This window comes from Micromonospora sp. NBC_01740, from assembly GCF_035920365.1.
Taxonomy (GTDB): domain Bacteria; phylum Actinomycetota; class Actinomycetes; order Mycobacteriales; family Micromonosporaceae; genus Micromonospora; species Micromonospora reichwaldensis.
In genome coordinates, this window is sequence record NZ_CP109150.1 from 733,806 (window position 1) to 745,855 (window position 12,050).

10 protein-coding genes are annotated in these 12,050 nt (G+C 74.9%); 6 read left to right on the forward strand and 4 right to left on the reverse strand.

The annotated features are described in order from the left end of the window. The first annotated feature begins 511 nt into the window (after positions 1-511). Positions 512-1,150: a TetR/AcrR family transcriptional regulator gene (locus tag OG989_RS03390; protein WP_132230849.1), complete on the forward strand. Its 639-nt coding sequence runs from the start codon at positions 512-514 to the stop codon at positions 1,148-1,150. A gap of 65 nt (positions 1,151-1,215) precedes the next feature. Further along, entirely contained in the window at positions 1,216-1,443 is a 228-nt protein-coding gene (locus OG989_RS03395) for a DUF3107 domain-containing protein (RefSeq protein WP_151456946.1), read from the forward strand. Positions 1,444-1,503: 60 nt separating this feature from the next. On the opposite strand, the gene OG989_RS03400 is transcribed toward OG989_RS03395, so the two are convergent. Beyond that, positions 1,504-2,157 (reverse strand): ferritin-like fold-containing protein, encoded by a 654-nt coding sequence (locus tag OG989_RS03400; protein WP_151456945.1) that lies wholly within the window; start codon positions 2,155-2,157, stop codon positions 1,504-1,506. 318 nt (positions 2,158-2,475) lie between these two features. Between OG989_RS03400 and OG989_RS03405 the strand changes: the two genes are divergently transcribed. From OG989_RS03405 to OG989_RS03415, 3 genes are all read left to right on the forward strand, one after another. Beyond that, a complete protein-coding gene (locus OG989_RS03405; protein WP_151456944.1) occupies positions 2,476-4,146 on the forward strand; it encodes a DEAD/DEAH box helicase in 1,671 nt (556 codons plus the stop codon). Positions 4,147-4,322: 176 nt separating this feature from the next. Continuing rightward, positions 4,323-5,519, forward strand: coding sequence for a class I SAM-dependent methyltransferase (locus OG989_RS03410; protein ID WP_327029637.1), 1,197 nt, complete (start codon positions 4,323-4,325; stop codon positions 5,517-5,519). Positions 5,520-5,757: 238 nt separating this feature from the next. Continuing rightward, the gene (locus OG989_RS03415) at positions 5,758-6,174 is read left to right on the forward strand and encodes a helix-turn-helix domain-containing protein (RefSeq protein WP_091627481.1); all 417 of its coding nucleotides are present in this window, start codon (positions 5,758-5,760) and stop codon (positions 6,172-6,174) included. Between the two features lie 51 nt (positions 6,175-6,225). Here OG989_RS03415 and OG989_RS03420 read toward each other — a convergent pair whose 3' ends face one another. Together OG989_RS03420 and OG989_RS03425 are read right to left on the reverse strand one after the other, a co-directional pair. Next, positions 6,226-7,347 (reverse strand): hypothetical protein, encoded by a 1,122-nt coding sequence (locus OG989_RS03420; protein WP_225852453.1) that lies wholly within the window; start codon positions 7,345-7,347, stop codon positions 6,226-6,228. A gap of 188 nt (positions 7,348-7,535) precedes the next feature. Further along, the gene (locus tag OG989_RS03425) at positions 7,536-9,671 is read right to left on the reverse strand and encodes a RecQ family ATP-dependent DNA helicase (RefSeq protein ID WP_327029638.1); all 2,136 of its coding nucleotides are present in this window, start codon (positions 9,669-9,671) and stop codon (positions 7,536-7,538) included. Between the two features lie 219 nt (positions 9,672-9,890). Between OG989_RS03425 and OG989_RS03430 the strand changes: the two genes are divergently transcribed. Then, a complete protein-coding gene (locus tag OG989_RS03430) occupies positions 9,891-10,736 on the forward strand; it encodes a hypothetical protein (protein ID WP_151456749.1) in 846 nt (281 codons plus the stop codon). Positions 10,737-10,809: 73 nt separating this feature from the next. Here OG989_RS03430 and OG989_RS03435 read toward each other — a convergent pair whose 3' ends face one another. Further along, positions 10,810-11,997 carry a serine hydrolase domain-containing protein gene (locus tag OG989_RS03435; RefSeq protein WP_327029639.1) on the reverse strand — a complete coding sequence of 396 codons (1,188 nt, stop codon included), beginning with the start codon at positions 11,995-11,997 and terminating at the stop codon, positions 10,810-10,812. Positions 11,998-12,050 lie beyond the last annotated feature (53 nt).

The window sequence follows — 12,050 nt, forward strand, 5'->3', positions numbered from 1 at the left end:
CGCCGGGGATGCCGGGCGGGGCGCTCACCGGGACCTGGCGGTTGACCGGCGCGTCGTCGGCGGCGTGGTCGACGCCGTTGGCGTGGTGGCCGTTGACCCGGGCCGGCGGCTCGGTCGCGGCCGGGCCGGGCAGCGGTGGCGGCAGGTCGCCGTGCCGCGGGGACGAGGCGGCCCAACCGGGGGACGGCTCGGGCGGACCCCATGGAGAGGCCGGCTCGCGGGGGCCGGAGATCTCCCCGCCCCGGGACCAACTGGCCGCCGGGGGCGCCCACCCGCTGCCGGAACGGGCCAGGTCGTCCTGCGGACCCGTGCCGTCGCCGTGCTCCCCCGGGTTGGCGGCACCGGGTTGCCCTGTTTCACTCACCGCGCGCTCCTTGGTCGCCCCCGCTGAGGCTACCGTGTGGTGACAGTGGCGATAAGTTACAGCGGCGGGCCAATTCCGCGACGGGTCCCCGGGCCCCGACCGGTTCGGGTGAATTGCCGGCTCGTACGAAGAGACTCGGAGGTTCCCATGACCGCTGTGGGGAACGGTGCCCAGACCGCCGGCCGGCCCACCCGCCTGCCCCGTTCCGCGCGCCGCAAGCAACTGCTCGCCGCGGCCCAGGAGGTGTTCGTCGCCCAGGGCTACCACGCGGCCGCGATGGACGACATCGCCGAGCGGGCGGGAGTCTCCAAGCCCGTGCTCTACCAGCACTTCCCCGGCAAGATGGACCTTTACCTCGCCCTGCTGGACACGCACTGCGACGCGATCCTCGCGAAGGTCGACGACGCCATGCGCGGCACCAACGACAACAAGGAGCGCGTCGGCGCGTCGGTGCGGGCGTACTTCGACTTCGTCGACCACGAGAGCGAGGCGTTCCGCCTCGTCTTCGAGTCGGACCTGCGCAACGACCCGGCGGTGCGCCAGCGCGTCGAGCGGGTGGAGCAGGGCTGCATCGCGGCGATCACCGACACCATCATCTCCGACACCGGGATCAGCCGGGCGCACGCCGAACTGCTCGCCTCCGGCCTGGTCGGCGCGGCCGAGACCGCCGCGCAGTTCTGGCTGGCCCGTGGCCGGCAACTGCCCAAGGCAGAGGCGGAGGCACTGGTCGCGGCGCTCTCCTGGCGGGGCATCGCCAGCTTCCCGCTGCAAGGTGAGTCAGCCTGAACATCCGGCCCCGAGATCGGATAGCCTTCCCAACGGCGGCTCTTTCGCCCGAATGAGGAGGCACAGTGGAGGTCAAGATCGGCGTGCAGTACGCGCCCCGCGAGCTGGTCCTGGAGAGCGCGCAGTCGCCGGCCGAGATCGAGCAGATCGTGACCGAGGCCTTCGGCAAGGACGAGGGCACCCTCTCCCTGACCGACGAGAAGGGCCGGCGGGTGATCGTGCCGGTCAACAAGGTCGCCTACGTCGAGATCGCCGAGGCGTCGCCGCGCGCGGTCGGGTTCACCGTCCGCTGAGTGGTCCGGCCGGCCGCGACGGGTGACCCGACGATCGCCCGTCGCGGACGCCGGTCGCGGTCAGTTGTTCAGCCCGGCGGCGGCCATCCGCGTGGCGTGTGCCGCGGTCAGCCGCCCGAACAGCCCCGGCACGTCCACCCGCCCGCTCTGTGCGACGAGCGCGGTGAGCGCCCCCCGCTCGGCGGCGGCCACCCGGCCGGCCTGTGACAGCGCTTCGCCGACCAGTCGCCGCGCCCACATCGAGAGCCGGCCGGCCACCCTCGGATCGGCCTCGACGGCCGCCCGGATCTCGGCGACGGCGAAGTCGGCGTACGACGAGTCATGCAGCACGTCGAGGACGAGCTGACGGTCCGGCTCGGCCAGGGCCGCGGCGATCTCCCGGATGAAGTCGTCGGTGATGGCGTCGCCCACGTATGCCTTCGTCACCGCCTCCGCCCAGTCCTTCGGCTCGGTCGAGTCGTGGTACGCCTGGAGCGGCTCGACGTACGGCGCCATGGCGTCGTCGGGCAGCACGCCGAGCGCGGCGAGCCGGTCGGCCAGCCGCCGGTAGTTGCCGATCTCGGCGGCGGCCATCTCGCCCAGGGCCGCCCGCCGGCGCAGGTCGGGGGCGAGCCGGGCGTCGACGGCCATCCGTTCGAAGGCGAGCAGCTCACCGAAGGCCACCAGGCCGAGCAGGTCGACGACGGCGCGGTCGGGCAGATCGGTCGCGGGCACGAGCGCAGGCTACCGCCCGCCGGCAAACCGGCAAGAAGTGACACAGGTCACATGGGTGGCCCCCGGCGTGGCGCGCGCGGATGGAATCGGGACGCCCTCGGGTCGGTTCAGGTAGCATGGAGCAGTTGCCGCGGGCGCCGACCTGACCCAGGCTGATCTGAGCGATCAGCCGGCCCGGTCGAAGTGTGAGGCCTGCGGCGCGCGTGCGGCCCGGTCCGGCAGAGGCATTCAGCCGCCGACCGTGTGGCCCGCGCCACACCGAACGCGCCCTGACGGACATGCCGGGGCGCACCCACGAGAGGGCACCCCCAAATCCATATGAGCGAGCTGACTCAAGACCTGATGGACGGCCAGGAACTGGCCGCCACCGCTCCGGTGCGTCCGGAGGCTCCCACCTTCGCCGAGCTGGGCGCGCGTCAGGAGACCGTCGACGCGCTGGCCGCGGCCGGCATCACCCGCGCCTTCGCCATCCAGGAGTACGCGATCCCGATCGCGATGCGCGGCATCGACATGATCGGCCAGGCGCCCACCGGCACCGGCAAGACCCTCGGCTTCGGCGTACCGCTGCTGGAGCGGGTCTTCGCGCCGGGCGAGGGCAGCGACGGCGTGCCGCAGGCGCTGGTCGTCGTACCCACCCGTGAGCTGGGCATCCAGGTGGCCAAGGACCTCGCCGCCGCGGGCCGGACCCGGGGCGTGCGCGTGCTGCCGATCTACGGCGGTGTCGCGTACGAGCCGCAGATCGACGCGCTGCGCAAGGGCGTGGAGATCCTGGTCGGCACCCCCGGCCGCCTGATGGACCTGCAGAAGCAGAAGCACCTGCGGCTGGACCGGGTCCGCGCGCTGGTGCTGGACGAGGCCGACCGGATGCTCGACCTGGGCTTCCTCGACGATGTCGAGAAGATCCTGGCGATGCTGCCGGAGGACCGGCAGACCATGCTCTTCTCGGCGACCATGCCGGACCCGATCGTCACCCTCTCCCGGCGCTTCCTGCGCCAGCCGATGACGATCCACGCCGGGCACACCGCCGAGACCGGCCCGTCGCCGCAGACCGAGCAGCTGGCCTACCGCACCCACTCGATGAACAAGGTCGAGATCGTGGCCCGGATCCTCCAGGCCGAGGGGCGCGGGCTGACCATGATCTTCACCCGCACCAAGCGGGCCGCCGACCGGGTCGCCGAGGACCTCGACTTCCGTGGCTTCGCGGTCGCCGCCGTGCACGGTGACCTCGGGCAGGGCGCGCGCGAGCGGGCACTGCGGGCGTTCCGCGCCGGCAAGATCGACACTCTGGTCGCCACCGACGTGGCCGCCCGGGGCATCGACGTCAGCGGCGTCACCCACGTCATCAACTACGACTGCCCCGAGGACCAGGACACCTACACCCACCGGATCGGTCGTACCGGCCGGGCCGGGGCGACGGGCGTCGCGGTGACCTTCGTCGACTGGGACGACATGCCCCGCTGGCGGATCATCGACAAGACGCTGGGCCTGGACATGCCGGAGCCCGCGGAGACGTACCACACGTCCCCGCACCTCTACACCGACCTGCACATCCCCACCGACGTCAGCGGCACCCTGCCGACCGCCGAGCGCACCCGCGCCGGGCTGTCGGCCGAGGTCGAGGAGGACCTCGGCGGCGGACGGCCCCGCCGGGGCGAGGGCGGCCGGGGCTCCCGGCGCGGCGAGCGTGGTGAACGCGGCGAGGGCCGTGGTCGCGGCGAGCGCCGCTCGGGCCGCGCCGGCGGTGCGACCGACGCGCCGCAGGCCGACGCGCCGGCTGACACCGCCGAGGAGGGCACCCGCGTCCCGCGTCGCCGTCGGCGTCGCCGCGCCGGCGAGACCGTCGCGGGCGAGCCGACCACGGTGATCACCGCCGAGGCCACCGAGGCCCCGGCCGCCGCCGAGGGCGAGGCCGCGAAGCCCCGCCGCCGCCGGCGCCGTCGTGGTGGTGGCTCCGCCGCCGGTACGCCGGCCGAGGCGACCGCCGACTGACCGACGTACGTCACCCAAGATCCCCCGGACCGGTGCACCCGGTGCCGGGGGATCTCCTCGTCCGGGCCGTGATCCGCGGGCTGGGCGGACGCGACACCACCGGCGAGAACCCCCGCCGGACACCGCCGCCGGGACGCGTGCCGGGCAGACCGCCGGTCGACGAGGAAGATGGAGCAATGCCCGAACCACTGGACGCCGCCCTGACCGAGGTCCGGGCACTGCTGCTCGACCCGACGCTCACCCGTGCGGTGGCCGCCGGGCGCCGGCGTGGACACCGCCCCTCGATGGTCCGCGCCGAACTGCGGCCGGTCGCGCTGAAGGCGGGCCCCCGGTTGCAGATCTCCACCTCCGACGGCTCCCGCCCGTACACCCGCAACGTGGCCCCCGGCCCGGAGGCGGACGCGGCGGTGGACGCGCTGCTGGCCGAGCCGTTCGGCAACTGGCACGTGGAGACGGCCGACGCGACGCTCCAGCTGCGGGTCACCAAGTCCGGCGAGGCGCAGGTGCACCGGGCCGCCGCGGCCCGGCCCGCCGCCGAGCCGGGTGGGCACGACCGGGCGAAGGAGTACCTCCTCGATCCCGGTGACCCGATCTTCGCCGAGATCGGCGGCTCGGCGGCGAAGCGGCGCCAGGTCGACGCGTTCCTGCGGGCGCTGGCGGCGACCCTCCCGGACGACCTGACCGGCCCGCTGCGGGTGGTCGACCTGGGCTGCGGCAACGCGTACCTGACCTTCGCCGCGTACCGGTGGCTGGCGCAGCGGGGGGTCGACGTCGAGCTGGTCGGCGTGGACGTCCGGGAGGACCAGCGGCGACGCAACACCGAGCTGGCCGAGCGGCTGGGCTGGGCAGACCGGGTCAGCTTCGTGGCCGGCACGATCGCCGACGCCGTCGTGGAGCCCGCCCCCGATCTGGTGCTGGCCCTGCACGCCTGTGACACCGCCACCGACGAGGCGCTGGCCCGGGCGGTGCGCTGGCAGGCCCGCTGGGTGCTCGCCGCGCCGTGCTGCCACCACGACGTCGCGGCCCAGCTCCGCGCGCGGCCGGCCCCGGCCCCGTACGAGCTGCTGACCCGGCAGGGCATCCTCCGGGAGCGCTTCGCGGACGTCCTCACCGACGCGCTGCGGGCCGGGCTGCTCCGGCTGCACGGCTACCGGGCCGAGGTGGTGGAGTTCGTCGACTCCCGGCACACTCCGCGCAACCTGCTCATCCGGGCACGACGCACCGGCACCGCGCCCACCGCCGCCCAGCGGACGGAGTACCGGGAACTCGTCGACCAGTGGGCGGTCACCCCACGGCTGGCGGCGCTGCTGCCGCCGGTGCCCGCGCCGGCCCCCGGCACCCCGGTGCCGGAAGGCGTCGCGGCTGCCCGCTGAGCGACCTCGGGCGTCGCGGCCACCCGGCCCCGGGAGGGCGCACCGGCCGACGGACGGGCGTCGAGCGTGGTCGAGCGGTCACGGAGACCGCCGGGCGCGTGTGATCCACGCCATTCCGCAGGGTGCGGAGTCCCGCTCACGAGACGGTCTGGTCGATCAGTCAACTGTTTCCCTGCCTTTCCGTACTACCCTCGGAGGCGCACCGCCGGGTGCCGGTCGGGAGGGAAGACCCGCAGGGATGGGTTCCGTAGAGGTTTCTCCGCAGATGGCCTTCGCACGTTTCGTACGGCGCGCCATCGACGACGCCCGCGAGGAACGCGGCTGGACCGTCACCGACCTGGCGTCCCACACCGGCGTCGGTCGGTCGACCGTGTTCCGTTGGCTCGCCGGAGACTGGCAGGACTACCCCGAGCTGGCCAAGGTACGCGGCTTCTGCGCCGCGCTGGACCTGCCGGTCGCGGCAGCGTTCCGCGCGCTCGGCCTGCCCGACGCCGGTCCCGCGCCCCGCCGGCGCGTCGACGACGGCCCGGTCGAGGCGGACGTCCGGGTGATCCTGCAACGGCTGGCCGACCCGACCGTGCCGGCCGAGGAGAAGCACCACATCCGCGACCTGCTGCGCTACCTGGCCCGCCGCCCCATCCGCCGCGCCGGCTGAGCGCCACCAGCGGAAAGTGCCTCACCCGGCTTCGGGCGGCATCCGCGGGGGTCAGGGCACCGTCAGCGTGAACTCGGCGGTCCGCACCACGCCGGCGACCTGGAAGTCCAGGTAGAGCCGGTACCGGCCCGGGTCGGGCGTGGTCACCCAGAACGTCACCGCCCCGTCGACCGGCTGCGGCTCGGGGTGGACGTGCAGGTAGCCGAGATCCCCCTCGCGCAGGGCGACCAGGTGTCCGTACGCGCCGAGGTAACGCTCCAGCGCCGGGGGTCCGCCGGCCGAGTCGACACGGAAGGTCAGCGGCACGGTCACGCCGGCCTGCGGGGTGCCCTGGTAGTCGACGGTGAAGCCGTCGACCGTGGCGGAGGACGCCGGCGCCGGCAGCGGCCTCGGCTGGTAGCCGCCCGGCGCGGTCAGGTCCACCCCGAGGGTCACGGCGGTCTGCCGGCCGTCGTCGGCGAGCGCGGTGAAGTCGGCGTACGCCCGCCAGACCCCCGGCTGCGGCAGGGTCAGCGGCACCGACCAGGTGCCGTCGGCCGCCATCGTCGGGTGCAGGTGCTGGTAGCCGGTCAGGTCGCGACGCACCACGATGAGGTGCATCGGCTTCTCGTGCACGACCGCGAACCGGGTCACCGGGCGGCGTTGCGCGTCCCGCACCAGGAAGCGCAGTTCGCCCGCGCGGCCGGCGGTGAACGTGGCGGCCAGAGGGGTGAGCGTGTAGCCCGCCGAGCTGACCGAGAGACCGGCGGCCTGCGCCGCCGCGGCCTGGTCGACGCCGTGCTCGTGGGCGCCCGTACCCGGCGGGTGGCTGTGGCCGGTAAGGGCGCTGTCCGGTCCCGCCGCAGCGGACGGGCCGCCGCCGTTCAGCCGACCGAGGCCGAAGCCGAGCAGGACGGCGAGCACCAACCCGCCGACGACCAGCGCAAGCCGGACGGTGCCGCGGTCCGGCACGGCCGACACGTGCTCCGGCCCGGCGGACGCCTGCTCCGACGAGACCAGCGCACCGTCGGACGCGACCGGCGCCTGCTCCGGCGCGGCCGGCACGCCCTCGGGCGCGGCCGATGTGTGCTCCGGCGCGGTCGGCACGCCGTCGGGCGCGGCCGAGGCGTGCTCCGGCGCGGCCGACACCTGGTCAGGCACCGCCGCCGTCCCGGTCGCGAACGGGCTGCTCATCGGTCATGCCGCCCACGCTACCGCCCGTCGGCACCGCGTCGGCCCGCCGGTGGCGCGGCGTGGCGACGGTCGCAGTCCGCCCGCGTCGGGAACTTTCCCGACCGGTCCGGACACGACGCCACCGCAGCTCGGGCCCCTCCGCCCAGGCATCGGCGGCCCGGCCCGCCGGACCGGGCGGCGCCGGTGGCTCAGCCGGCTACGGCCAGGGCGAGCGGGAGCACGTCGGGGGCGCCGGCCCGGCGCAGTTCCCGTGCGGCCATCGTCATCGTCCAGCCCGAGTCGACCAGGTCGTCGACGAGGAGCACGGGCCCGTCGAGCCCGGCGAGGGCGTCGGCCAGGTCGTCCGGCACGGCGAAGGCGCCGTGCAGGGCGCGTACCCGCTGGGCGCTGTTGCCGCGCGGGCCGCCGGCCGGCGCGCCGGTCGGCGTCACCGCACCGAGCAGCGGCAGCCGGCCCACGGCGGCGATCCGCTCGGCGAGCGAGCCGACCAGCCGGGGCCGGCGGCGCGAGCCGACCGCGACCACCCCGACCGGGCGGCGCGGCCACCGCTCGTCGCCGTGCGCCCACGCCTTCAGCACCTCGACCACGGCGGCGGCCACGTCTTCGGGTACGGCCACGTCCGCCGCCTCCGGCCCGACCAGGTCGCGCAGCCGGCCGCCCCACCCCAGGTCGGACAGCCGCCCCACCGCCCGCCCCGGCAGCGCCTGCTCCGCCGGGGCGATCCGCCCCTTCAGCGGTACGCCCACCGCCTCCAGCCCGGTCGGCCAGAGCTTCTTCGGCGTGATCTCCACGCCGGGCCGGCCGAGGAAGGTCTGCGCGGCGGTCTGCGCCACCTCCGACACGTCGGCCGTGAACAGCGGGCCGGCGCAACGGTCACAGCGGCCACAGTCGGCGGCCCCGACGTCGTCCAGGCACTCGCGCAGGTAGCGCAGCCGGCAGTCGGGGGTGCTCGCGTACTCCCGCATGGCCTGCTGCTCGGCGGTGCGCGCCTCGGCGACGCGGCGCAACCGGGCCTCGTCGTAGACCCAGGGCTCGCCGGTGGCGAGCCAGCCGCCGCGCACCCGGCGGACCGCGCCGTCGACGTCGAGCACCTTGAGCATCAGCTCCAGCCGGGCCCGGCGCAGGTCGACGATCGGTTCGAGCGCCTGGGTGGAGAGCGGCCGGTCGGTGTGCAGGGCGGCCAGGACGGCGCGGACCTGCGCCTCGGGCGGAAAGGCGAGCGAGGCGAAGTAGCGCCAGATCGCGGCGTCCTCGGTGCCGGGCAGCAGCAGCACCTCGGCGTGCGCGACGGCCCGGCCGGCACGGCCGACCTGCTGGTAGTACGCGATCGGAGACGGCGGCGCGCCGAGGTGCACGACGAAGCCGAGGTCGGGCTTGTCGAAGCCCATGCCCAGCGCGCTCGTGGCGACGAGCGCCTTGATCTTGTTGTCCAGCAGGTCCTGCTCGGCGGCCCGCCGGTCGGCGTCCTCGGCCTGCCCGGTGTAGGAGGCGACGGCGTAGCCCCGGGAACGCAGGAACTCGGCGGTCTCCCCCGCCGCGGCGACCGTCAGCGTGTAGACGATGCCCGAGCCGGGGAGCCGGTCCAGGTGGTCGGCGAGCCACGCCAGCCGGTACGCCGGGCTCGGCAGCTCGACCACGCCGAGGCGCAGCGACTCCCGGTCCAGGCTGCCGCGCAGCACGAGGGCGTCGCCCAACTGCTCCGCCACGTCGGCGGTGACCCGGGCGTTGGCGGTGGCCGTGGTGGCCAGCACCGGGGTGCGCTCGGGCAGGTTGCCCAGGAACGTACGCAGCCGGCGGTAGTCCGGCCGGAAGTCGTGCCCCCAGTCGGAGACGCAGTGCGCCTCGTCGACCACCAGCAGGCCGGTCGTGGCGGCCAGCTTCGGCAGCACGGTGTCCCGGAAGTCCGGATTGTTGAGCCGCTCCGGGCTGATCAGCAGCACGTCCACGGCGCCGGCGTGGATCTCGGCGGTGATCTCGTCCCACTCGTCGAGGTTGGCGGAGTTGATCGTGCGCGCCCGGATGCCGGCCCGGGCCGCCGACTCGACCTGGTTGCGCATGAGCGCCAGCAGCGGCGAGACGATCACGGTGGGCCCGGCGACGCCTTCTGCGCCGGCCGCCTCCCGGTCCCGCAGCAGGGCGGTGGCCACGAAGTAGACCGCCGACTTGCCCCACCCGGTGCGCTGCACGCAGAGGACCCGACGACGGTCGACCACCAGCGCCTCGATCGCCCGCCACTGGTCCTCCCGGAGCCGGGCGTGCTCGCCGGCCAACCGCCGCAGCACCGCCTCGGCCCGCTCCCGTACCGCCGTCCGATCCTGGCTCATCCGGCATTTCTACCAGCTCCGGCGGACGTTCCCCGCTTCCGCGAGACGGCGGACCGCCCGGGGGCACACCGCCCGACCGCCCTCGGAGGGAACGGCCCGCGCGGGTCGGCCGCTTATGAGGCCGAGCGCCCGGGCGGGCCCTCAGGGCCAACGCGGCGGCCCGGGCGCGTGCCAAGATCTGCGGCGGCAACAGTCCAGCTAGGAAAGAGAATCATGCGAATCACGCAGCAGACCGGCCCCGCCGGCAGGGTCCGACGGGTCGCGGCGGCAGCCGTCTCCCTGGTGGCCGCGACCTCCCTGGTCGCCGGGTGTGGCAACGACGACGCCCAGGACGCCCCGGCGGCCTCCTCGCCGGTCCCGGCGGCGTCCCCGTCGGCCAACCCGAAGAGCACGCTCCTGGCGGCGGTGCCGGACGAGGAGGACCCGGCCTTCCGGTTCAGCGGCAGCGACCCGACCGGCGTCGTCACCGGCGTGGTGGACCCGGCGGGCAAGGGCATGGACCTCACCGTGACCGAGAAGGACAAGGAGCTCGACTTCACGATGAAGCTCTCCTTCCGCCTCATCGAGCAGCGTTCCTGGATGAAGGTGAGCTTCGACGGCGCCGAGGAGCTCAGCAGCATGCTCAAGCTGCCGAAGAAGTGGATGGAGCTGGACCACGCGAAGCTGACCGACCCGGCCAGCGTGCCCTACTACGAGGGTGCCGACCCGGGCAACACCGGCGCGATCCTCGGGGCGGTGGGAGACACCGTGACGGACCAGGGCGGCGGGACCTACACCGGGACCGTGGACCTGACCCACGGCGAGCACGTGCGCCAGGCCATGGCCGACGCCGTGGACGTCGACGCGCTCGGCGCCGCGGCGAAGACGATCCCGTTCACGGCCGTCGTCGGGGCGGACGGGAACCTCACCTCGCTCACCCTGGAGATCCCGGCGGTCGGCAAGCTCAAGGCCACGAAGTACGTCGTGAAGTACTTCGACTTCGGCAAGGCCCCGAAGGTCACCGTGCCGACGGGCAGCCAGGCGCAGAAGGCTCCGGCGTCGGCGTACGAGCTGCTGAACAGCTGACGTACGAGGACGGGAGACGGGGTCGCGGTCGCACGAGGGGGCCGCGGCCCCGGTCGGGGCGGGCCGGCAGTGGTCAGGCCGGCGGGCGGGACACCACCGCCCGGACCGCGTCGACCAGGCTGGTCGTGCGGGGGTCCGGGCCCATCGTGACGCGGAGCCCGCTCGTCACGTAGCCGAAGGCGATGCCGCTGGCCGGGTCGGCGTAGCCGAGCGAGCCACCGTGGCCGGGGAAGCCGAAGGCGGTGGGCGACCACCAGGGCTGTTCGGGCAACGGCAGGCCGAAGCCGAGCGCCGGCCGGGTCGGCACCAGCAGGACCCGGTCGACCCCGCCGGCCTGTTCGCGGGTGGCGGCGTCGAGGGTGGCCGCGTCGAGGATCCGGACGCCGTCGACCTCGCCGATCAGGCCGGCGTAGAAGCGGGCCAGCGACGAGGCGGTGCAGATGCCGTTGACCGCCGGGATCTCGGCCACCCAGGCACGCGGGTCGGCGAGGTCGAGCGGCGGGTCGGTCACCATCGTCGACCGGACCACCAACGAGGCCGGATCGGTGTACGCGGCAAGCACCTCGGACGCCGCTGCGGCGGCCAGCACCTCCGACGCCGCAGCGGCGGCGGGCGGGGCGACCGGCTGCTCGACGAGCCGGGCGACCCGGTGCGCCTCGGCGGCGGGCAGACCGACCCAGAAGTCCAGGCCCAGCGGTGTGGCGATCTCGTCGGCGAAGTACGTGCCGAGGCTGCGGCCGGAGACGCGGCGTACCACCTCGCCGACCAGCCAGCCGTAGGTGAGCCCGTGGTAGCCGTGTGCTGTGCCTGGCGGCCAGGCCGGCGCCTGGGCGGCCAGCGCGGCGACCGCCGGCTCCCAGGTCAGCGCCTGCGCCAGTGGAACCGGACGGTCGAGCACCGGCAGCCCCGCCTGGTGGGACAGGAGCCAGCGGACCGGGATCTCGCCCTTGCCGGCCGCCGCGAACTCCGGCCAGTACTCGGCGACGGGTGCGTCCAGGTCGAGCTGCCCGCGCTGAACCAGCAGGTGCGCGCAGGCCGCCGGCACGCTCTTGGTGGCCGAGAAGACCACCTGGAGGGTCTCCTCCCGCCAGGCGCGGCCGGTGGCGGGATCGGCGAGCCCGCCCCACAGTCTGGCCACCTCCCGACCGTGCCGGTAGACGCTGAGGGCCGCGCCGATCTCGGACCGCGTCTCGAAGTTCGCCAGGAACGCCTCCCGGACCGGCTCGTAACCTGCCGCCACGGTGCCGCTGACCACGGACATGCGCTCTCCTTCCGGAGCGTCGGGCCCGGACGACGATCAGCCCGGGTAGCCGC